This window comes from Crinalium epipsammum PCC 9333, from assembly GCF_000317495.1.
GTDB classification, from domain to species: domain Bacteria; phylum Cyanobacteriota; class Cyanobacteriia; order Cyanobacteriales; family PCC-9333; genus Crinalium; species Crinalium epipsammum.
Window position 1 is genome coordinate 2,459,179 of record NC_019753.1, and the last position, 23,862, is coordinate 2,483,040.

16 protein-coding genes, 1 tRNA gene and 1 pseudogene are annotated in these 23,862 nt (G+C 41.7%); 12 read left to right on the forward strand and 6 right to left on the reverse strand.

The window, feature by feature from the left end:
• Positions 1-74: 74 nt before the first annotated feature.
• Positions 75-266: pseudogene (locus tag CRI9333_RS26185) on the forward strand (IS701-like element ISPlag1 family transposase); the annotation flags it as partial.
• Between the two features lie 39 nt (positions 267-305).
• Positions 306-2,441, forward strand: a complete 2,136-nt coding sequence (gene cas12k / locus CRI9333_RS10580; protein WP_015203161.1) for a type V CRISPR-associated protein Cas12k — start codon at positions 306-308, stop codon at positions 2,439-2,441.
• A gap of 1,438 nt (positions 2,442-3,879) precedes the next feature.
• Here the strand turns inward: cas12k and CRI9333_RS10585 are convergent.
• From CRI9333_RS10585 to gndA, 3 genes are all read right to left on the reverse strand, one after another.
• A tRNA-Arg gene (locus CRI9333_RS10585) sits at positions 3,880-3,953 on the reverse strand.
• A gap of 30 nt (positions 3,954-3,983) precedes the next feature.
• Positions 3,984-5,072 (reverse strand): tocopherol cyclase family protein, encoded by a 1,089-nt coding sequence (locus tag CRI9333_RS10590; RefSeq protein WP_015203162.1) that lies wholly within the window; start codon positions 5,070-5,072, stop codon positions 3,984-3,986.
• Positions 5,073-5,180: 108 nt separating this feature from the next.
• Positions 5,181-6,677: an NADP-dependent phosphogluconate dehydrogenase gene (gene gndA, locus CRI9333_RS10595; RefSeq protein WP_015203163.1), complete on the reverse strand. Its 1,497-nt coding sequence runs from the start codon at positions 6,675-6,677 to the stop codon at positions 5,181-5,183.
• A 157-nt stretch (positions 6,678-6,834) separates the two neighbouring features.
• Here gndA and CRI9333_RS10600 point away from each other — a divergent pair, with 157 nt between their 5' ends.
• The gene (locus CRI9333_RS10600) at positions 6,835-7,749 is read left to right on the forward strand and encodes a Ycf66 family protein (RefSeq protein WP_015203164.1); all 915 of its coding nucleotides are present in this window, start codon (positions 6,835-6,837) and stop codon (positions 7,747-7,749) included.
• A gap of 225 nt (positions 7,750-7,974) precedes the next feature.
• Here CRI9333_RS10600 and CRI9333_RS10605 read toward each other — a convergent pair whose 3' ends face one another.
• Positions 7,975-8,709 (reverse strand): glutathione peroxidase, encoded by a 735-nt coding sequence (locus CRI9333_RS10605; RefSeq protein WP_015203165.1) that lies wholly within the window; start codon positions 8,707-8,709, stop codon positions 7,975-7,977.
• 483 nt (positions 8,710-9,192) lie between these two features.
• Between CRI9333_RS10605 and katG the strand changes: the two genes are divergently transcribed.
• From katG to CRI9333_RS10630, 5 genes are all read left to right on the forward strand, one after another.
• On the forward strand, positions 9,193-11,388 hold the full coding sequence (katG, locus tag CRI9333_RS10610) for a catalase/peroxidase HPI (protein WP_015203166.1): 2,196 nt from the start codon (positions 9,193-9,195) through the stop codon (positions 11,386-11,388).
• Positions 11,389-11,557: 169 nt separating this feature from the next.
• Positions 11,558-12,328, forward strand: a complete 771-nt coding sequence (locus CRI9333_RS10615) for a metallophosphoesterase (protein ID WP_015203167.1) — start codon at positions 11,558-11,560, stop codon at positions 12,326-12,328.
• A 181-nt stretch (positions 12,329-12,509) separates the two neighbouring features.
• Complete coding sequence (gene ileS, locus CRI9333_RS10620; RefSeq protein WP_051035448.1) at positions 12,510-15,317, forward strand: isoleucine--tRNA ligase; 2,808 nt, start codon at positions 12,510-12,512, stop codon at positions 15,315-15,317.
• 165 nt (positions 15,318-15,482) lie between these two features.
• Positions 15,483-15,863 carry a hypothetical protein gene (locus tag CRI9333_RS10625; RefSeq protein ID WP_157462311.1) on the forward strand — a complete coding sequence of 127 codons (381 nt, stop codon included), beginning with the start codon at positions 15,483-15,485 and terminating at the stop codon, positions 15,861-15,863.
• 89 nt (positions 15,864-15,952) lie between these two features.
• Positions 15,953-16,303, forward strand: coding sequence for a cupin domain-containing protein (locus CRI9333_RS10630; RefSeq protein ID WP_015203170.1), 351 nt, complete (start codon positions 15,953-15,955; stop codon positions 16,301-16,303).
• A gap of 20 nt (positions 16,304-16,323) precedes the next feature.
• Here CRI9333_RS10630 and CRI9333_RS10635 read toward each other — a convergent pair whose 3' ends face one another.
• Together CRI9333_RS10635 and CRI9333_RS10640 are read right to left on the reverse strand one after the other, a co-directional pair.
• Entirely contained in the window at positions 16,324-17,580 is a 1,257-nt protein-coding gene (locus CRI9333_RS10635; RefSeq protein WP_015203171.1) for an RNA-guided endonuclease InsQ/TnpB family protein, read from the reverse strand.
• 256 nt (positions 17,581-17,836) lie between these two features.
• Positions 17,837-18,778 carry a ParA family protein gene (locus CRI9333_RS10640; RefSeq protein WP_015203172.1) on the reverse strand — a complete coding sequence of 314 codons (942 nt, stop codon included), beginning with the start codon at positions 18,776-18,778 and terminating at the stop codon, positions 17,837-17,839.
• A 15-nt stretch (positions 18,779-18,793) separates the two neighbouring features.
• Between CRI9333_RS10640 and CRI9333_RS26715 the strand changes: the two genes are divergently transcribed.
• The 4 genes from CRI9333_RS26715 (at position 18,794) to CRI9333_RS10655 (ending at position 23,815) form a co-directional block, all read left to right on the forward strand.
• Positions 18,794-18,961, forward strand: a complete 168-nt coding sequence (locus CRI9333_RS26715; protein ID WP_157462312.1) for a hypothetical protein — start codon at positions 18,794-18,796, stop codon at positions 18,959-18,961.
• 334 nt (positions 18,962-19,295) lie between these two features.
• Positions 19,296-20,690, forward strand: coding sequence for a ParA family protein (locus CRI9333_RS10645; RefSeq protein ID WP_015203173.1), 1,395 nt, complete (start codon positions 19,296-19,298; stop codon positions 20,688-20,690).
• Entirely contained in the window at positions 20,687-21,403 is a 717-nt protein-coding gene (locus tag CRI9333_RS24885; RefSeq protein WP_015203174.1) for a ParB N-terminal domain-containing protein, read from the forward strand. Before CRI9333_RS10645 ends, CRI9333_RS24885 begins: the two co-directional genes overlap by 4 nt.
• Positions 21,404-21,493: 90 nt before the next feature.
• Positions 21,494-23,815, forward strand: a complete 2,322-nt coding sequence (locus CRI9333_RS10655; protein ID WP_015203175.1) for a hypothetical protein — start codon at positions 21,494-21,496, stop codon at positions 23,813-23,815.
• Positions 23,816-23,862 lie beyond the last annotated feature (47 nt).

Genomic DNA, 23,862 nt, shown 5'->3' on the forward strand with positions numbered 1-23,862 from the left:
GAGTATTAACCCCAGATTCAAACTTCAATTTGTAATTTTTTACGTTACGCAGAACTCGATAAATAAAGTGACATTTGGATAAAAGGGCGAGCGAAAGCATTGAATTAGTACGTTGTCAATATAGCGGTACAGAACATCGTGTTTTGCGTGGAATTGGATTAATTAATTGTGTTTATCTGAATCCAGAAAGGAGTCTATTTTGGGTACTCGACTACCGAATTTATGATTCTTTAGGTGACGGAAAAAGCAAGAAAAACAATGTAGCAGCATAACAGAATTATCATAATGGATATGGGAAAAAAACCATGTCTGACCAAACATCCCAAAATAACGAAATTACCATCCAATCTCTCCTCGAAGCCCCAGAAGAAACCCTATGCTTCCTCTGGCAACTAATGGTCAACGTCACTGAACTCATCAACAGCCTTCTTCACCACATCAACACGCACCCAGACTTCGACATTTGGTTGACCCAATGTGCAATTCCTGCCTCCGTTATCAATTCCTTTATAAAAACGGCTAAAACTCAGTCTCCCTATCGAGAAATGCCCACTCGCTTTATCACTTCAGCCCAAAACCTCGTTAATGAGATGTTCAAGTCATGGTTTGAAATCCAACGACTCAAACGACTATCCCTCAAGGGAAAACGGCATTTTTTTACAATTCTCAAAAGCGACGAAGAACTACAAAGAGAAAGCGATTGTACCTTTGACACCCTCTGCCAAGAAGCAGCTATCATCCTTCAACAAACTCAACTCCAAATCGAACAAAAACGCCTTGACGCTAATCAGCCCCCTCCTACCCTGGATAAGCAGGCATTTTGGGAAGTAGCCCACGTCCTCTACAAAGCCTATGACCAAGCCGATACACCCCTGGTTCGCTCTGGCATTGCCTTACTCCTCAAAAACCAGAACCAAGTACCAGAACAATTTGAAGACCCCAAAAAATACCAGCAACGCCGACAAGCTAAACAAGAGGAAATCGAACGTTTAGAACATCAACTTCAATCAAAAGCCCCCAAAGGTCGGCTAACCGACCAACAAGAATGGCTCAGAATCCTTGAAAAAGCCTCGCAACCTATCACTGAAGTCGCAGAATTTAGAGACATCCAAGCTCAACTGCTCAGGAAATTCTTCGCACTCGTTTATCCTGTAACCTTTAGTACTAATACCGACTTGCAATGGTCTACTAACCAACAAGGACGTATTTGTGTTCAATTTTACGGTATGAGTAAATACACATTTGAAATTGCCTGTGATAGACGGCAACTCAACTGGTTCAAACGGTTCCTAGCTGATTATCAACTTTACAAACAGCACAAAACACAAATTCCGACAGGTTTGATGCCTTTACGCTGCGCCCGTCTAGTTTGGACAGAAGGACAAGATGATTTTGCCCTTATTGTCGCTACTTGGTTATTGATTGCTGTAATACAGCATAAGTTTTACCATATTGCTTGGTTACTGCTGAAGAATCACCGTATCATTAAATCACCTCCTTGGAGAGTTCATCACCTTCATCTCCACTGCATCGTAGACCATCGACTCTGGACACAGGAAGGCAAAGAAATTGTTAAAGCCGAAAAAATCCCCCAAACTGAAAAGTTAATCAACGATTTTCAACAGAAAGAACGAATTCAGGAAAATGGATTAACGACTGGGCAACAACAAAGACTCAAAGCGAGTGAAACCTCCCTCCGTCTTCTCCAAAATTGCGACCACTTTGCCGCTTCTAAGCGTATCTCTTACCGAGGTCAACCCAATCGAATACTAGGAGTTAGTATTGGACTGCATGAACCCGTAACAATCATGATTGTTAACACGACTACAGGTAAAACCCTTGCCTCTCGTAATACTAAGCAGCTACTAGACAAAAAAAGGCGGGTACGAGATCAACAACCCGAACTGCCAAAATACGAAGAACGCCAGCATTTCACTAACATCTATAAAGAAATATCAGACTACGAATTATTTCTGTTTTATCGCCAACAGAAGCAACAGCATCAACACCAACGTCACAAAGCTCAAATTAAAGCGACTCCAGATCATTCAAAAGAAGCTAACTTAGGGCTATATATTAATCGACTTCTAGCCAAAGCCATTATCGAATTTGCCCAACAACATCAGGTCAGCACCATCATCCTTCCCGACCTGAAGAACAAACGAGAGAGTATCGAAAGTGAGGCGAAAGCACTTGCTAAATTAAAAATTCCTAAAGATAAAAGCAGGCAACAGCAATATACTAGAAACATCCTGTCCGAAGTCAGCCAATGGAGCTACAAGCAACTAAGCGACTGTATCATCAACAAAGCCTCACAGTCAGGTATTGCTATAGAAATCATTCAACAAATTTCTCAAGGTAACCCCTACCAAAAAGCTAGAAACTTGATTACTACTTTTACAAAAAACAGTGGAAATAAATGTTCTGCCAAAATAGAATGAACTATAATATAACAATATAAACAGCACCATAAATCAAGCTGAATAAGCCTCTGTACCTATGGAGTTAGGGTCTGGTTTGACTTGAAAGAGTCCTACTTTCTGTACCCTAGTGGCTGCCCGCACCTGAAGCTGTGCCTGAATGTCTCGATGAAGGCTGACATACTCCAGTCAACTTGAACTGGTAAGGTTGCACCCAGCAAAGGGGATCTCTGTCCAAGAGTGAAGGCTAAAGTTTAATCGACTTCAAACTTTACCACAGACAAGATTCGGTATGGATTTTTGGATGAGACTACCTGACCGTACCAAAATCCTAGCATTATTTGCGGTCATTGACTGCCTTTTAATGTGAGAGCAATACTCTCTGTGGTGGCTACTGAATCACCTCCTCTAAGGAGGGACTTTTCCTAGAACCTGACGCAACACATACCTCCGTCAAAATATCTGAAAATCCGTCAAATAAGTCAAACCTCTCGTTTAATAAAGTTCATAAGTATAATCTCGCGTCACTCAAGAGCGACCGTAAAGAATAGAATTACATCGAGAAGAAACGTTGACGAACTAGGAAGCTAAAAGACATGAGGCGCAAGGGGCGAAACGGAAAGAATAAAAATTGTCTTTCTGCTTTGGGAGATGTTGAAAGGAAACTTACGCTGAGGTTGAAGTAGTTTTACTTGATGGTCAACTAAAAATTGTTTTTCTGCTTTGGGAGATATTGAAAGATTTCATCACTCATTAAGCAAGTATGAATATTGACTTTCAATCATTTTTCTGCTTAAGGAGATGTTAAAAGCTAGAACAACTATCCGAGCATCAGGTATAGAGAAAAGTTGAAAGGAACGTCATCTTCCCAATATTTTTCAATATCAATAGATTTTACTGCACTAAAACAAGTTATGGACGCAAATCAAGCTGTATTCCTGTGCCGAAAAGGGATTTAGCTTGATCAAGATAAATGAGGCTCAAACAAAAGCAGCAGTAATAAAAAACTTAAATCAACCTCAAAATTTATTCTAGACTGGGTTTGAGTCTATATTCAAGCCAGTTTTTTTATATGTTCCCCTAAGCAATAAGTCTTTAAAACTGATATTCAATTGAATATTTATCAAATAAATTATTAGATTTTTTATCCGTTAATCTTTCTGTGCTAGTCTCTAAGCCACTTTTAGTCGGATTACCCATTAGAAAGTTGAGCAATAAATCTTTAAACAGAGCAGATAAGTCTTTAATGTACAACGAATCAGTGTCACGGAGTCAAATTATGTGTCGTTGTGACAAATTGATGTCGTCTAAGCACCAGTGACAAATTGTCGCTTTATCCACCGTTTTAGCAGAGCGATCGCAACTCACAAATTACCCTAAAAACAGAAAACCCCTTATACAGGGCTTATTTACTCCCCCTTCCCTTACAGGGAACTCTACTGGGGGGTTAGGTTAAGTACGGGACTAGCGCGGCTCGAACGCGCGACCTAGCGCTTAGGAGGCGCTCGCTCTATCCAACTGAGCTACAGCCCCATAGATTAAACGATTATAACAAATTACAGCTTAACTTGAGCGCCAAGATTCTTCCCAAGATCCGCCACCTACTTCCAAACCGCACAGAGAACTATGTGCTTCTAAAATCAGTTTAGACTTACCTAAGCGCTTTTCTCTTAATTGCAGATGCAATTCACCATTCATTGTGTCGCGACAACAAAAAATCATCCCGTTATTTGTAGGTGCGCGTAGAAGAGTACCTGGTAAATCTGTTGTCCCAGTCAACTCCATCTCATAGAAAGCATTTTCAGCGTGCATATACCATTTGCCCCAAGGCTGGATATCCCAATTAACCTTGGCATTCCAAGGCACAAACTCATAAAATTTGCCCTGATGATGTACTCCCACCATTGCCACAGATTCCATCCACCACAACACCCCTCGCCTACCACCCCCAGCAGTTAAAGCTAAATCTGGTTCACCATCAAACCAGTTGCAATTCAGCCAAAACCATTTTTGGGGAAAAGAACCACCCCAGTTTTTTTCGCTATAAGCTGGCGCATTAGTAAAGTCATAGCGTTTGCCATTCCACTCAATCCAGCCTGTTGCCAAGCCATGAGCCATCAAAATCTGCCATCCAGGTTCAAAAATTTGTAACGATGATAGCCAACCCGCCGTCGATTGTTGAGGTGCGCCTTGGTTTCCCCATCCATAAATAGGTTTAATTTCATATTGCCAACGCGCTGTGCTACCAGTACCAGGATCATGCAGAAATCCCTGATGCCAAGTAGCTGTAGCTTGATAACCTTCTTGAACATGGCGTTCAAAGTCTGTTGGGGAGAGATATGAAGGTAGGGTTTGTAAATCGGTTTTACCCCAATGACCTAACGCAAGGCGATCGCCACTTGCCCAAAACTTATTTACATCGGGAAAACTGCGACATAAATACTCATCATTAGCACCTAAAATCTGTGCTGCACCGCCACTATGCGCTTTTCCACCAATGGGATCTTCAATTGAGTACATAAACGCGAAAGTATCACCGCTATCCGGTAACGTGACACGGTAATACCAGCCTTCAAAAAAGCGGCGGCTAGTGTTATCCCAATGGTAGCCGCTATGAGGGGTTTGTATGTTAGCTGAAGAAAGATTGAACATTAAATATATCAGTTGGGTTCTTTTTTAAGAGAGACGCGAAATTTCGCGTCTCTACATCCCCCGCCTATTGATCAACAAAGGGGGATATTGAAGTAAGCTTTGGAGATTTTAGGTGATGTTACTGTGTAAAACATCAACAGGGTCTTGAGCTTGCAATGGTTGAGGAGTTGAGGTTTGCAGAGTTTCTTTATCAATATCTGTCCACTCTGTATGGAAAGCCCCTGGTTTATCAATACGTTCGTAGGTATGAGCGCCAAAGTAGTCGCGTTGTGCTTGAGTGAGGTTTTGAGGCAAGCGATCGCGCCGATAACTATCAAAGTAATCTAAAGAAGCACTGAAAGCTGGTACTGGAATACCTAATTTTGCTGACTGCGCCAACACTTCGCGCCAAGCATCCTGACGATCTAAAATCGTTTGTCTAAATTCAGGAGCTAACAGTAAATTAGGTAACTCTGGATTGTCATTAAAAGCTGACTTAATTTTATCTAAGAATCCAGCCCGAATAATACAGCCACCCTTCCAAATCCGTGCAATTTCACCCAAATTGAGGTTATAAGAAAAAGCTTTAGAAGCTGAACTTAAAAGAGCCATCCCTTGAGCATAAGAACAAATCTTCGAGCAATAGAGAGCATCGCGGATTTGATTGATAAACGTTTGAGGATCTCCCTGATACTTACCAGTAGGGCCCGTTAAAATCTGTGAAGCAGCTACCCGCTCTTGTTTAAAAGCAGACATAATCCGACCATTCACAGCCGCAGTCATCGTCGGAATAGCAATACCCAGTTCTAATGCACCTTGCACAGTCCAGCGCCCAGTGCCTTTTTGTCCAGCAGCATCCATAATTACATCAACCAGTGGCTGATGTGTGTCGGGATCAATGTACTTGAAGATGTTTGCTGTAATCTCAATCAAAAACGAGTTGAGTTCGTCTGTGGTATTCCATTGGGCAAAAACTTCGTGTAGCTGCTTATGATCTAGCCCCAAAGCGGTTTTAAGCAAATCGTAGGCTTCTGCAATCAACTGCATATCACCATATTCGATTCCGTTGTGTACCATCTTGACGTAGTGACCAGCGCCACCAGGGCCAATGTAAGTAACACATGGGCCATCATCTACCTGAGCAGAAATCTTAGTCAAAATTGGCTCTAAGTAATCGTAAGCCCCTTTAGTACCTCCAGGCATCAAGCTAGGGCCATTCAGCGCTCCTTCTTCACCACCACTGACACCCATGCCGATAAACGTCAGCCCAGTATTTTCTAAATCACGGGTGCGTCGTGCCGTATCGTCATACAAAGAGTTACCACCGTCAATTATGATGTCCCCATCTTGGAGCAAAGGTTTAAGCTGGTCAATTACTCCATCTACAGGCCCACCAGCTTTAACCATAATCAGGATTTTACGGGGACGCTCTAGAGAAGCAACAAACTCCTCTAGCGTATAAGCGGCTTTAACGTTTTTACCCTGCGCCCGTGTGTGCATGAAGGCATCGGTTTTTTCTGCGGTACGGTTATACACAGTAATCGGGAAACCATTGCGCTCCACATTGAGTGCTAGGTTCTCGCCCATAACTGCTAATCCAATCACACCAAAGCTTTGTAGTGTCATAAGCGTGTTTAACTAATTCTGCAATGAAATTTGCAATAGGTTTTCTTCAGAGTAGCTCGATCCCCTAATATTGTCTTGGAAGAAGAGATTAAGACTCTGTTGAACGGTAGAATTAGCGGATAGAGGTTCAATAGACACAGTAGGAATCGTCGGCGTTATGCTTGCATACATCCTGGCACTAGCTGTAGGTTTCGGTAGCGTTGGTTTATACATCGCGGCATTTTTTTTCCCTGAAGTTCACCGTAAAAGTGATTTAATTTGGAGTGGTGTAGGAATGTTCTACGCCCTAGTTTTATGGGTGTGTGCTGGACGCATCACTGGCGGTGTACTACTGGGACAAATTGCCAGCGTGGCATTACTGGGTTGGTTTGCTTGGCAAACTCTGCTGATGCGACGGGAAATGGTTCCAGCCGCTCAACAAACACCGATACCTAGCAAAGAAAAACTTCAAGAAACATTTTCTAATTTTGCTCCTCCAGGTGGCTTTTCTGGATTACAAGAGCAAGCTACTAATTTATTCACAACTGTCAAAGATCAAGTTCAGGGAATTGTGGCTAAGGTTAATTTGCCTAAAGCTGAACCAAAGCCTGTACAAACTCAACAACCTGCGACATCCAAAACATCTGTAACAACTGCGCCAGCATCCAGTCCCATCGCTGTTGATGACAAACCTACGATCTTAGAGGTAGTACCTTTAGGGGCTGAGTTTGTTCCTCCTCCTAGCCAGCCAGGGGGGCCGGATATGCCAGGAGCGAGTGGCAAAGAAGCGAATATTGAGGAAATTGCTCCAGAAGTAGTATTAGCTCCACCAGCAGAACCACTAGGAGCAGGAGATCCCTTAGAGGGTCTAAATCCTCCACCAGCGACTTTCGCAACCGATGCAGTTGCGGTGGATTTATCAGGGGTAGCTTTAACGCCGCCTGCACAGACAGAATCTTCTGAAGATGCTGAAGTGCCGGAGTTAGTTAAACCTCATCCTCCTGATCCTGAATTGGTAGAAGCTGCAATTGAAGATGCTGAAGCTAAATCTGTGCCAAGTTTACCGCCAGAAACTGTAGATGAGATTAGCTAATCATCGGGCGGGTTAAATTAAGCTATTTATCAGTAGCATATTTGATCTGTCAACCCGCCTCTACACAGATTATGGTTAATTGACCGAACTGGATATCAGTCCTAATAAAATCAATCGCAGTTAAATATAAAATAATGCTCCGGTAACTTTTAATTACTGGAGCATTATTTTTAGTAGGTGCGATCGCACGAGTGATTTTCCTAGCTTGCTAGAATCACGATTAAGTTAGTTTTTCTGTAAATAAGCTTCTAACTCTTCTGAACCGCCAATTAAGCTACCATCAAAAAATACTTGCGGAACTGTTGTTGTACCTGCAACTGCCTTTAAAGTGCGAGTTCCAATGCCATTACCCAACACAATTTCTTCGTAGCTGATATCACGCTCTTGCAACATCTGTTTAGCTTTGGCACAGTATGGACAACCCACTTTTGTAAATAGAGTCACAGCTTGGGGTTTTGCTGCATCAGGATTGAGGTATTTGAGCATTGTCTCTGCATCAGATACTTCAAAGGGATCTCCTGGCTTTTCTGGCTCAATGAACATTTTTTCAATTACGCCATCTTTCACCAGCATGGAATAGCGCCATGAACGCTTACCAAAACCCAAATCGTTTTTATCAACTAACAATCCCATTTTTTCGGTGAATTCACCATTACCATCGGGAAGAAAAGTTACGTTTTCTGCTTTTTGATCTTTTGCCCATTCATTCATTACAAAAGCATCATTTACAGATAGGCAAATAATGTGATCTACACCGTTTTGTTTAAAAACTCGTGCTAACTCATTGTAACCAGGTACGTGAGTAGATGAACAAGTAGGAGTAAAAGCACCAGGCAAAGAGAAGAGAACTACTGTCTTTCCAGCAAACAATTCATCGGTAGTGATATCCACCCAGTCGTTATTAGTACGGGTACGGAATGTAACGCTGGGAACTCTTTGCCCTTCTTTGTTGGAAAACATGAATTTCGCCTCTGGAAGAAATGTTCTAAAAGTATATCAAGCCGTTTTTTTTAAGTGTACTCGTAATGAGTACGAGTTGTCAAGCACTAAGATTGACGATGCGATACTCCTTGGGAGTATCGCCAGCTTTAACTTTATTTATTTGAAGCTGATTAAGTGATAGAAATTTTTCAATTTTCCCCTAACAAATTCGATTGTTATGTATACAGGTTGATGGTGTAATACTTCTACCCTTAATAGATGAGTGATGTATTCAGCTAAACAGCCTTGCCACACAGAACTCCGCTAGATGATCCGGCTCATGGAGTATTGGTAAGCGATTGTTTCTTTTCACAAATCCATTGTTTCGGATTATGACGAAAATTATATTTCTCTTTAATTATATTTCTCTTCGATTATCCCATAATTGCCCATGTGTTATTTGTTGACAATACCTGTAGTAAATAAAAAAAATCTACACCGCCACACTTGACAGGAGATACTATGAGCAGCGATAATGGATGCCCGTTTACAGGCACAGGTCAGAAACATCAGCCTCGTCATAAGCCGGGGAACCGAGACTGGTGGCCGAATTATTTGAATCTGAGTATCCTCCACCAGCACTCACCAAAAGCCAATCCTATGGGTGAGGCGTTCAATTACGCATCAGAGTTCAAAAGTCTGGACTTAGATGCCGTGAGGAAAGATATCTTCGACCTGATGACCACTTCTCAGGACTGGTGGCCAGCCGACTACGGTCATTATGGGCCGCTCTTCATCCGAATGGCATGGCATAGTGCAGGCACGTATCGTATTGGCGACGGTCGCGGCGGCGCGGGTGTGGGTAGCCAAAGGTTTGAGCCGCTCAACAGTTGGCCTGACAATGCCAACCTCGATAAGGCGCGTATGTTACTTTGGCCAATCAAGCAGAAATACGGCAATAAAATCTCGTGGGCAGACCTCATGGTTTTCGCTGGTAACTGCGCCTTGGAGTCAATGGGCTTCAAAACGTTAGGTTTTGCTGGCGGGCGCGTGGATGTCTGGGAGCCAGAGGAAGATATCTACTGGGGTTCTGAGAAAACTTGGCTCGGCAATGAGCGTTACGAAGACGATCGGGTGCTGCTGAATCCCCTCGCCGCCGTTCAGATGGGGCTAATTTACGTCAACCCAGAAGGGCCGGACGGCGAACCAGATCCCGTTGGATCAGGGCGCGACATTCGCGAGACATTTGGTCGGATGGCGATGAACGATACAGAAACAGTCGCGCTTGTTGCTGGTGGGCATACCTTTGGCAAGTGTCACGGTGCGGGCGAGGCAACGCACGTAGGGGCTGATCCTGGGGGTGCTACCATCATCGATCAGGGTCTCGGCTGGAAGAACGCCTTCAACACGGGTGTCGGTGTCGATGCGATCACTAGCGGTATTGAAGGCGCATGGACTCCAACTCCGACGCAGTGGGATAACAGCTATCTCGACACTTTGTTCAAATATGACTGGGAACTGACAAAGAGTCCCGCAGGTGCGTGGCAATGGCAGCCTAAGAACGGCGCGGGCGCGGATACTGTACCCGACGCGCACGATCCCTCGAAACGGCACGCCCCCATGATGACTACGGCAGACATGGCTATGAGGCTAGACCCCATGTACGAGCCGATTTCGCGGCATTACTATGAAAACCCGGATGAATTCGCAGAGGAGTTTGCTAAGGCATGGTTTAAGCTAACGCATCGCGACATGGGACCGCGATCGCGCTATCTTGGCTCCGAGGTTCCATCGGAAGAGTTCTTGTGGCAAGATCCCGTCCCCGCAGTCGATCATGAATTGATTGATGAGCAGGATATTGCCGCTCTCAAAGGCAAAATTCTGGCATCGGGGCTGTCTGTCTCCCAACTCGTTTCGACTGCTTGGGCATCGGCATCAACGTTTCGTTGCTCTGATATGCGTGGTGGAGCGAATGGGGCGCGTATTCGTCTTGCACCTCAGAAGGATTGGGAAGTCAACCAGCCAACTCAACTGGCAACGGTGCTGCAAACCCTAGAGGGAATCCAACAAGAGTTCAACAGTTCGCAGTCTGGCGGGAAGCGGGTTTCGCTCGCTGACTTAATCGTTCTGGGCGGATGTGCAGGGGTTGAACAAGCGGCGAAAAATGCTGGTCACGACGTGACGGTTCCCTTCAAACCAGGGCGCACGGATGCGTTGCCAGAGAAAACGGATGTAGAATCTTTCGCAGTGCTTGAGCCAACCGCAGACGGGTTCCGCAACTACACTAGCGGCAAACACAGCGAATCGCTTGAGGAGTTGCTGGTTGATCGGGCGCAGTTGCTGTCCCTGTCAGCCCCTCAGATGACGGCTCTCGTGGGCGGTTTGCGCGTCTTGGGTGCGAACTTTGGAGGGTTCAAACATGGCGTTTTTACCCATCACCCAGAAACATTGACCAATGACTTCTTCGTGAACCTGCTCGACCTTGGTACGACGTGGAAGGCGACCTCTGAAGATGAATATGAGTTTGAGGGGAGCGATCGCAAAACCGGAGAACTCAAGTGGACTGCTACCCGTGTTGACCTCATCTTCGGCTCAAACTCTCAGCTTCGCGCCCTCGCGGAAGTCTACGGGTGTGTGGACTCGCAGCAGAAGTTTGTACATGACTTTGTGGCGGCGTGGGACAAGGTGATGAACCTCGATCGCTATGACCTTGCCTAGTCTCAGCAAAAAAGTCTTCGAGGCGAATTAAAAACCTAACCCCCCAGCCCCCTTCCCTTGCAGGGAAGGGGGATTTTTTGGGTATTCCCTATCGGATGCAAAATATTTAACATGAATAGTCAAATCAGGTTATATTGATTAACAAATCAACGTATGACATTCACTAACCATGAACCGTCGGAGGTTGTTAAGACTAATTGCAGGCGCAGGTCTTGGGTGGTGCATACTTGAACCTTGGGTTTTAGAACCTTATTGGCTCAAGATTAAAAGGCTTAATGTCAGTGGAACAAAAGCAAGTCACCGCCTTGTTCACATCACAGACATTCACTACAAGGGAAATCGATCTTATTTAGAGAAAGTTGTAGAGGTTGTAAATACTTTGTCACCTGACTTCGTGTGTTTTTCCGGTGACTTGGTAGAGGATGCAGCCTATCTCAATGAAGCTCTTGATACGTTAAGTTCACTTAAATATCCAGTCTATGGTGTTCCAGGTAATCATGATTACTGGAGTGGTGCTTCATTTAGTCAGATCGCTCAGTTCTTTTCATCTACGGGTGGAGCTTGGCTGCTAGATCGAGATATCTTAACTAAGGATAGTCGCATTCAAATTATTGGGGCAACGGGCGATCGACTCCAACTACCTCCACTTCAACAAAATATTAAGCACTTACTGTTAGTACATTATCCTTTGTTTGTCAAGGAAGTTGAAGAATTGTACAATAGAGGGTCTTTTGACCTAGTTTTAGCAGGTCATTCTCATGGAGGACAGGTTCGCCTCCCACTTTGGGGTGCAATAATTGTACCTAATCGCGTAGGCTACTACGATCATGGTCTTTTTCAAACTAAAATTGGTTCTTTGTACGTTAATTCAGGAATTGGCACGTTTTTTCTGCCAATTCGCTTTTTTTGTCGTCCTGAGATTAGCTTGATTGAAATTTAATACCCATTGTCTTGCTGTATTTTTCCTTGGTCTCTCCTCACTTTTTTTAACTAAAGTTGAAGTCTAAGCAATTTCTCGCTGATAATGGGTAGAGCGTACCTCAAATTTTCGGCATTGAACTGTGACAGTAGAACCAGGAAGTTATAAAAATACCGTTAATCTCCCCAAGACTAAGTTTGATATGCGGGCGAATGCTGTCAAGCGAGAACCAGAGATCCAAAAGTTTTGGGCAGAAGAACAGATTTATGAACGACTGTCGCAGAATAACCCAGGTGAACTTTTTGTATTGCATGATGGCCCTCCGTATGCAAACGGGGCGTTACATATTGGTCATGCGCTGAATAAAATTCTTAAAGACATTATTAATAAGTACCAACTGCTCAAAGGTCGCAAAGTGCGTTACGTTCCTGGTTGGGACTGTCACGGGTTGCCAATTGAGCTAAAAGTTCTTCAGAATATGAAGCAGCAGGAACGGCAAGAGTTAACGCCGTTAACACTGCGACGCAAGGCGAAAGAATTTGCTCTGAAAACTGTAGATGAGCAACGTCAAGGTTTTAAGCGTTATGGGGTTTGGGGTGATTGGGATAACCCTTATTTAACTTTGAAACCAAGCTATGAAGCGGCTCAAATTGGTGTATTTGGGCAAATGGTTCTTAAAGGTTATATTTATCGTGGTTTGAAACCTGTTCACTGGAGTCCTAGTTCTAAAACAGCTTTGGCTGAAGCTGAGTTGGAATATCCAGAAGGGCATATTTCACGCAGTTTGTATGTGGCATTTCCAGTAACTAAGCTAGGGGATGCTGTAAATGAAAGCTTGCAGCAGTTTTTACCTAATCTTAGTGTTGCTATCTGGACAACTACACCTTGGACTATTCCAGCTAATTTGGCGGTGAGTGTTAACCCTGAACTTAAATATGCGGTAGTTGCAGTAGAAGGGGAACAATCAAACTATTTAATAGTTGCAGCAGATTTAGTAGAAACACTGTCGGAAACTTTAGGGAAAAATTTCCAAGTTAAGGCTACTGTTGTTGGTAAGGATTTAGAAAATACTACTTACCGTCACCCCTTATTCGATCGCGAAAGTCCGGTTGTAATTGGTGGTGATTATGTTACTACTGAATCTGGGACAGGTTTAGTTCATACTGCGCCTGGTCATGGTCAAGAAGACTATTTAGTAGGTCAACGTTATGGTTTACCTATTCTTTCTCCTGTAGATGCAGATGGTAACTTTACTGAAGAAGCAGGTCAGTTTGCAGGGTTAAATGTTTTAGGTGAAGGTAATACAGCAGTAATTACTGCTTTAACAGAAGTTGGTGCTTTGTTGAAGGAAGAAGCGTATAGTCACAAGTATCCTTATGACTGGCGCACGAAGAAACCCACTATATATAGAGCCACTGAACAATGGTTTGCTTCTGTGGAAGGATTTAGAGATGAGGCGTTAAGTGCGATCGCATCTGTAAAATGGATTCCATCACAAGGCGAAAACCGCATCACACCAATGGTTTCAGAGCGTTCTGATTGGTGTATCTCTCGTCAACGTAGTTGGGGTGTTCCTATCCCTGTATTCTATGACGAAGCAACAGGGGAACCTCTGCTGAATCAAGAAACGATCAACTACGCGCAAGCAATTATTGCTGAAAAAGGTTCTGATGCTTGGTGGGAATTATCAGTAGAGGAATTATTGCCAGAATCTTATCGTAATAACGGCAAGTCATACCGCAAAGGTACTGATACGATGGATGTTTGGTTTGATTCTGGTTCTTCTTGGGCGGGAGTTCTTCAGGAACGAGAGGAATTAAAATATCCTGCTGATATATATTTGGAAGGATCGGATCAGCATCGTGGTTGGTTCCAATCAAGTTTGTTAACCAGTGTCGCGACTAATGGTTACGCGCCGTATAAAACTGTATTAACTCACGGCTTTACTCTGGATGAACAGGGACGCAAGATGAGTAAATCGGTGGGAAATGTGATCGATCCTGCAATTGTAATTGAAGGTGGTAAAAATCAGAAGGAAGAACCGCCTTATGGTGCTGATGTCTTGCGTTTGTGGGTATCTTCTGTAGATTATTCTTCGGATGTTTCTATTAGTAAGAGCATCTTGAAGCAAATGGGGGATGTGCGGGGTAAAATTCGTAATACTGCCCGTTATTTGTTGGGTAGTTTACACGATTTCGATCCGGCTAAAGATGCGGTTCCTTATGAGCAATTACCGGAACTGGATCGCTATCTGTTGCACCGCATGACTGAGGTGTTTAAGGATGTAACGGAAGCTTTTGATAGTTATCAGTTTTTCCGCTTTTTTCAAACTGTGCAGAATTTCTGTGTGGTGGATTTATCTAATTTCTATTTAGATATTGCCAAGGATCGGTTGTATATCAGTGCTGAGAATTCTTTGCGTCGTCGCAGTTGTCAGACGGTGATGGCGATCGCACTGGAAAACTTGGCGAAAGCGATCGCACCTGTTTTATCTCACATGGCAGAGGATATCTGGCAATATATCCCCTACGCAACACCTTGTAAATCTGTGTTTGAAGCTGGTTGGGTGAATTTAGAGGAAGAATGGCATAAACCAGAACTAACACAACCTTGGCAGATGTTGCGACAAGTTCGCACAGATGTTAATAAAGTGTTAGAGCAAGCTAGAGCAGAAAAAATGATTGGTTCTTCCCTAGAATCGAAGGTATTGCTCTATATTCCTAATGTTGATCAGCGTCAGTTGTTGCAACAACTCAACCCTGAAGCTGGTAATGGTGTAGATGAGTTGCGTTATCTATTTTTATCTTCTCAGGTAGAGTTACTAGACTCAGTTGAGGCGTTGCAGGATATGCAATATAAAATGCAAGGCGATAACTTAAGTGTGGGTATAGTTAAGGCTGATGGGGAGAAGTGCGATCGCTGTTGGAACTATTCAACTCAAGTAGGTAAAATTGCAGAACATCCCGTTATCTGTGAGCGGTGTGTTGCTGCTTTAAGCGATCGTTTTTAAGCCTTCATTAAGTTAAACTCATCTAAAATCAAGGGTAAATATGATATTTATCCTTGATTTGTGTGAAAGGTTATGTTACGCCGTAATATTTTGATAAGTTGTTTTGTGTCTTCGTTTCTAATTATCAGTTATCTAGGTAACGTGGGAAACAACCATAATATTGCTATGTCCCAAAGTGAGCCGGAAATTAAATATGATGGTCAGTCTGACAGACAAATAAGAAAGTATAAGCCAATCCCAGGTGCAGCCAAAAGAAAAAATGCTCAAGGTTTGGCAAGAAGGACTGTTCCAAAGGATATCTTAGTCAAGCCAGACGAGGTATTTATTGATCAAGATGGAGTAAAAATTTTTCCCGATGGAGGAAACATATATCCTGATGGGACGAGTGTTTCTTTTAACGGCACAACCATATATCCCAATGGTACAACTGTATATCCTGATGGTACAACTGTATATCCTGACGGTTCAATGGCTACATCTGATGGAACTCCTGTTGAGATAGAGCTACAAATCATGCCTCCCAATCAAGGTGCGAGTAGCCAGTAAGTTTGGAAATTCTCTAACTGTAGTTTGTAATACTAGATTTTTACCTGATTAGAGTTATATCTTGAGTAGCATATTCAAACATATTTTTGATGACGTTATCTCGTATTTTTAATAATGCCGAATTCATTCAAATTGCAGACGGCGAACCTGTAAGATCTGTAGTTACAGAGTCACCCGATGCTATCGTTGTGATGTGGTATCTTTTGCCTGGTCAACAGATTAGCCCACATATTCATCCTTCTGGGCAGGATACTTGGATATTATTGTCTGGTAGTGGTGAATACATTGTTGATGCTGAGGGGACAACAACGCCTATTTCGTCAGGACAAGTTGTGGTGGCGCATACAGGACAGGTTCATGGAGTGGTTAATAGCGGTAATAAACCACTCCAGTTTGTGTCAGTTGTTGCACCACAAAATGCTGGATTTGAACCTTTATAATGAACTACCTACGGACTCCGCTACGCTACGTCCTTTGGTTTCTTACGCTTCAACTGCTGAACTTTCCTAAAACCTACACAATCCTGTGTGGTTATAGAAAGCGGTTCGGCATCCGCGTTTGTAGAGGCTCGTTCCAAACCCCTTGCATAATTTAGCATTACCATCGCTGCTGCAACATCTCTGTCCGCAACAAAATTACAGTTTGAGCAATTATGCACTCGTTCGGATAACTCTTTTTTCTTTTTATTACCACATTTAGGGCAAGTTTGAGAGGGAGCAATATTGAGAGGTACATCAACAAATACCCCATTACATTCACTCAATTTATACTTGATTAGTGAAGTTATATTGCTAATCCCAACATCTAGCAATGACCGATTTAATCCGGCTTTTTGATGTTTTCTTTTGCTGCCTTTTTTTGCTTTACGAGTCATCCCTTTGACGTTTAACTTCTCTGTCGCTACCAGGCTATTACGGCTTACTATCTGTGCAGCGACTTTGTGTTGCCAATCTTCTCTCTGATTGGTTACTTTGTTCTGGAGTTTACTTATCTTTTTCCGGTTTTTTCTCCAACGTAAAGACGCTTTAATCTTCTTCTTGCAATTAGGCGCACGTTTGCGTCGTAATTTTTTAGATGCTTCTTTGATTTTATGCTGAGTATTACCTAAGAATCTCGGATTATCAATTATTGTTTCATCACTACAAGCAATTGCGTGATAAGTCCCAAAATCTAAGCCGACAGCACCACTGCTCGTTTCCCTAACTGGTTCACAATTTACAGTGATTGACGCATACCATTTTCCCTGTTTCCAGCTAATAGTTAAGGTGGTAGGATTGCCCCAAGTTCTAGCCTTACCACGCATCTGAATTTGTCCTAAGTTAGACAACTCCAAATAACCGTTATCCCCTGTAGTGTGTGAAGACCATCCACTTGTTGCGGGATAAGTCCACCCACGATAATCACGTGCGGACTTGAATTTAGGGTATCCACCTACACCTTTTAGGAATCTTTGGTAGGCAAAATCAACTCTTTTTACTGTTGCTTGTAACGCCTGACTTCCTAGCTCTTTATACTCAGTCCAACACTCCTTAAATTCAGGTAAAAGGTTCTGCTGATCGTAGTAACTAACAGAATTACCAAAACGCTTATACTCTGTCTTTCTTTGATAAAGACAGGCATTATATAAATCCTTATGAAGTCGTCGCCAATAGTGCAACTTTACCTCTTGGGACTTATTTGGATATAAGCGAAATGTGACTCTGCGTGTTACTATCATAAATGTTATTATAGCATCTAAACGCTATCTTTCTACCCAAATAAGCAATTTTTTCTTATCAAGAATTGTCGCAAAAAATACACATCTCGCCCTCACTTTCCCATGCCAGGTTCCACTGCGTTGCACCTGGTGACTTCCCGTGAGGAAGAGTTAAATGTAGTACACCCCACCCCAACCCTCCCCGAATATGCGGGGAGGGGGCAAAACACAAAACTTACTACTTTCTGACTTGCAGTGTTTATCTTTTCCCCGATGATCAATCTAACTTTGACAAATTCATCTTGGTTTTAGAAGCTTCATACAAACTGCCATAAATTTGCAGTTTATACAAAAACTCTTGGGTCAACTTGAAAAAAGCTTTAGAACCAGATGTACTTGGAGATGCAAGAACTACTGGGAGAAAACTATCAACTGCTTTGGAAACATTCACATCTTGGGGGATGCGCGTTTTGAAGAGTTGTACAGGGGTAAAATCTTCATTAACTCGCTGAATAACTTGGTTATAATATCTGCCAATCAACCCGCCTGACATAATGAAGACAATTCCTAGCAGCTTAAGATTTATGGCTTTGGTGTCTATTTCATGAGATTCTTTGAGTTTGGCGATGCGTCTTTCTAGAAGTTGAATTCCCACGACTGATAAAGGTTCTGGTCGCGCAGGTAGCACATAAAAATTACAAGCCATAATCCCACTACGAGTTATCAGGTTATAACCAGGGGCGCAATCCATAATGATGAAATCATAGTCATTCATTACAGGTTCTAAAATGCTTTTGATTAAATCTTTTTCAAATTCTTTCCAAACTTCAGAAAAATCTGTTCTACCTTCTTTTAAAGCTTTTTCGTGAAGCATTTCAGAAACTAAAAATTCATCATATAAATCAATATCTCCTGGCAATAAATCCAAGCCTTTTACTGTTCCAACATAGCGACAAATAATGTCTTGAATTGTCAGTTTTGTGTTAAGATTGGGGTTGATAGTTTTATGAACTAAATGCCGCAGTGTCCGTCTTTCTTTCCTGATTTTGGCAAAGTCATGGGGCGGCATTAAACTAAGAGTGGCACTGATCTGGGTGTCTAAGTCAACAACTAGAACCCGTTTATTTTGATATCTGGCTAAACAAGTTGCTAGGTTAACTGAGAGTGTCGTTTTACCGACACCGCCTTTCATATTTACAATTGCAATGATCAATGCCATCTTTACATCCTCTGTTTGAGTGCAGCAGTACTGGTTACGGCTAATGCACGTTTTCGCCAATACTATTCCAGTGTTCTAGTCTTAATCATTCTTCATCATAATGTGCGATCGCCTGGGATGTTGGCAAGACTCAAGATTATCTTTACTGAGGATGTGCTTTCTATAAATAACGCTAGGCGCTAATTCGTGCGTCTCTGCGGCATTGTCAGCTTGTACAACCCACTAGGAATAAGCGTTAAGCCCTTAGTAACCGTGTGATAGTTATAAAACTTACGCTTATTCTTGGTGCAAGGCGGACGTTTGCAGATGATGTTAAGTAGAGTTGGGGCATTTTAGGCACGTATTACTCTGCGTAAATCTTAAATCTATAACCTTGCATGGTTGGGAGATTACCACAAGAATAAGTACAGGATCATGAGAAACGCGATCGCACTATGCCAAAAACTTGATTTTAAGCGACAATGAGTGGTTATGAAACTTTTAATTATAGTTGCAGCTTTGTAGAGGTAAAACAAAATTGGGCTTTAATCCTGATCATTGTCGCAACGAAAGTGAAGTTGAAAGTAAACTGATTGTTCAGTATCTCCTACCGCAGTTAGGATACACGCCTGATACATGGCATCAAGAAGTTACATTTGGCAAAATCCGTTTAGATTTTTTAGCATTCGCCAGCCAAAATATCCCGTTTATTTTAGATGCCAACTCGCCTTTAAGTGTTGTGATGGAAGCAAAACATCCATCAGAAAACCTAGATAAACATATTCGTAGGCTTACAACATACTTAATAAGTTTGAATGTGAGACATGGATTACTAACCAATGGTAAAGAAATCAGGATATTTCGGATCAGGGAAAAAACTGCTAATTTAGTATTCCATTGTTCAGGTAGGGAAGTAGAAAGCAAAATTGATGAAATAAGATATTTAATTGGCAAAGATAGTCTTAACCTAAATCAGAGTAAAATAGCTTCATCAATTCAAAAAACTCTCCCTGATTTATTCGATATCCCACCCAGTCCGCAGATCATTCCTGAAACTCAAAGGCAACATACTGTGAAAACAATTGCGGTTTACCACAATAAAGGTGGCGTAGGCAAGACAACAACTGTAGTTAACCTAGCAGCAGCCATTAGAAAACAAGGCAAAAAAGTCCTTGTGATTGATTTAGATAGCCAAGCTAACACAACCTTTGCCGCAGGATTGGCAAAGTTTGAGGATGAAGAATTAGATGATATCAAAGATTGCAATATTCGTCATGTATTGCAGTCAGAAGACTTTTATTCAATTACAGAAGTCGCTAAAAAATCTCAGTTTAATGATCCTGAAATTGATGTAGTTCCTGCACACATTAGTTTAATGGAATATGAATTTGAACTAAACAGCTTAGATTATAGCAAACTCATTCTGATTCAAAAGTTGAAAGAAGTTGAAAACAATTATGATGTCGTAATTATTGATACGCCTCCTTCATTAAATTTGTATGCCAGAATTGGTTTAATTACGGCTGATTATTTAATTATCCCTTCAGACCTGAAACCATTTGCTAATCAAGGTTTATTAAATGTTAAAAATTTCGTTAAGCAAATTAATGGCTTTAAAAAGATGACTAATAAAGCCCCCCTTCAAGTATTGGGTGTTCTTCCTTGCAAAATTTCTACTAATTCTAGATTTGTACAATATACTTTACCAAAACGGCTGGAGATAATTCCTAGACGTTACGAGTTTAAGGTAATGGATACTGTGATATATGAAAGAGAGGAATTAGCCAAGTGCATTGAGCAAGTTCAAATTGTTGGTAATTTGGACATACCAGATCCTCGATCTGTATTTGATTTTAGACCAGATTCTTCCTCGGCTCAAGAATTTGAGTTATTAGCAAGGGAAGTTTTGCAAGCAATAGGGATTAAGAAATGAAATTAGCGACTTCTTTAGTACCAGTAAAGAAAATTAGTTCTCCTGTTGAGCGTTCCAATTTTGATGAGAATGCTTTAAGTAATACAGCTAAGTTGATCTTACAAGCTGAAGGCATAATTAACCCTTTAATTGTTCGGAGAATTAATTTAGAATCTTATGAGGTTGTTGAGGGACACTTTGAATATTATGCTGCTGTAAGAGCAAGGGAAATAGAGCCTCGCAAAGGAGAGATGATTGGCGCGTTTATTATTGAGCCAGAAAATGAAACATTGCTTATAGAACAAGCGAAATATTTTAGAAACCGAGAATCTGATCAGGCTGCTGGTAAAATTCCAATGGAACCATCCGCAGTAGTAGCGGAAATAATTACTTCTAGCAATAACGGCATAAAAGAAGTAACAAGTCAGCTTCAACAAATTGAAAAATCTTTGAATGAGCAATTAAAAAAGATTGAAAATAAAGTTGATCAAGTATTAAAGAAACTTAACGAAGAATTAGATATAGAAACAGCGAATAAATCAGAAATTGAAGAAATCATGGGAAATAAAAAGCAAGGGGACGCTGTTTGGAGAGCTAGAGAATATTTGAAAGAGCAAGGTAGGCAAATTAATAAAGAGAACTTTAAAAAAGTTACAAAAGCGCCAGATAAAATTAAATATTTTGCCAAGGGAACTTACGAGAAATTAATTTTAGTGGTAAATATTCCAGATTGATTTTTATGGAAAGTAGCAAGGCTAGTTTTTAGCGATCGCGATCAGTATGTGCAGACAAAGTGTTATCTAATGAGGGGTGAGGGGTGAACAGTGAGGGTAAAAAAAATCAATGATCAAATTTCAGATACCAGTAATGTCGATCAGGACAACCAGCCGGATGATACTAAACCCAAAGTGCGAGTTTATGTTAGCCCTCAATCAAAACGTGGCATAGTTCGCATTTCGCCTCAAACTGCGATGACAGCTTTAGTAGTTACCTCTGCCTTAGTCTTCGGAGGTGTCAGCCTAAGTATGTGGTTAATTATCAACCAAGATGCCAATCTGAAGTTAAATAGCTATTTAAATAAATTAATTGGTATTGAATCTCAACAAAAATCTACCCTAACACTTGCTCAAATTGAAGCAGAGATAAATAAAAGCAAATTCGTCCCAGGACAAATTGTCTTCCTTAATAGTAATAATAATGATCAAGGTGATATCTTAATCCCTGTCTTGGCATCAAATTCTAATTGTGATAATTGTCAGCAAATTGTAGAACTGAGAGTTTATCATCCTGTTGAAAAAGAAAAATACCAGCTTGTCAGTCAAGTTGCTGTTACTGGTTTAGATGAATCTTTTGTAACTTCTCCTGTAACTCATCCAGAATCAGAACTTGAAAATAGTGGGCGCGTACTTCCTCTGACTACAGTTGTCCGCTTTAACACCAAAGCAGCAGGAATTTGGCTTAATCTCACAGGTGAATTACCCCAGCGCCAACAAAATGTTAGCTATGGCAGAATTGTTCACTATAATCCCAGCACCAGCCATTTGAGTGCGATGCTATCTTGGACTAACCCTGCGGGGCAACCCCCTTATTGGGAGGAAGTCATTGACAATGATAGTGATACACCAGAGTTAGTAATTAACCAAACAGTTGATTTAGAACCTCGGTTTGCGGTCTACCAAGTTGTACCCCGCAAATTTTTACCAGATCCGATTGATTTAGAGGAGGTTTCTATACAACAACCTGCTTTAGATCATCCTAGCTATATTAAAGCGATCATCTTAGCTAAGAATGGTTTGTGGTCTAATTCCTGGAAACATTTGCAATCTGTAATTAAAGATGGAGTACCGCCTGTTGCTCAAGAGCAAGTAGATTTAATCAAATTACACTCACAAGCAGCCCAGGCAGAGGCGAAAAAAGCGTGGGCTAGTGCTAGTCAGCAAGTGCTGGCACAGTTAATTAATGGTAATTGGAAAGAAGCATTAGAGGTATTCCAAAATTTTACCTCTGAGCAACGCTATGAAGTTGCTGATCTGCTCAAAAAGGATTCTGGCAGGTTGTGGAAGCGAGTAGAAGCAAATCTGAGGGTGGACTCAAATGAAGACGCGAGAATTTGGGGGGCATTAATTTTAGTCGCCAAGCAAGGAGAATCAAAAGCTAATTCTTGGTTGCAGGAAACATCATCAGGAAGCAGCCGTATCCAAGAGGTGTTAGAACAATTAGTAATTGCGATCGCAGAAACAGAAACTCCTAATAATCCTTTGAGCCAAATTATAGGCTCTACCAAAGTATTAACTAAAATTAATCCCTCAGAGTGGCTACAACTAGAAGCACCAGTAGGAGAAAAAACCCCCTCCTTAACACTAGAAGAACAACAAGTTTGGTATCAAGTGCAAATTGATACCTTTAACGATAGTACAACCTGGCAACAAGCTCCTTTTTCTAACCTCAAAGTACCCTTAGTAAAATCAGCCAAGCAGTTGTGGAAAGTTCTTGGCTTAAACACTGATGGAAATATTCTAATTACTCTTTCCCAGCCAGGATCAGACAAGCCAACGGCAATGGCAACAGTTAAAGCAGTTCAACTAGAGGGTAGAGGAATTAAGCTGTTGGCAGCAGGAGAAGCACTTGCAGAAGTAACACCAAACAACAATTCAAGATTGTTAGCACACACACAGACAGCACTACGTTGGTTAGAGCCAAATTTGGCAACCTTGGCAGATCTAAACCAAATACAACCACAATTGATTTCTGCCATGCTACCCAAACTTTGGCAAGAATTACAAAATGTTGCTGTAGCACCATCAAAAAAACCTATTCCACCAGAAATATTGCAGCAAATCGGGCTATTTGTAGTTCAACAAATTGATCTTAATGGTAATAATCAGCCTGATTTTGTGATCACAATTAATCAAGCGATGTTAGCGGATTTGAAAATTTCACTTAAAGATAAGCAACAATTTAAACCACGTACAGTAATTTTTTCTGACACTGGTTCAGTAATTTATAGTGAATTTTCTACAGACAGCCAACAGTCATTAACCGGAATTGCAGGACTGGGAGTTACTGAATCTACAGCTTTAGTAGTTGATCAATTTAGTAACTATACTCTCAAGCGTTGGTCAAGCAAAAAGCAAAAATTTGAATAATAGATCACAAGTAATTATCTCTACAGCCTCCATATACGCATTATGTA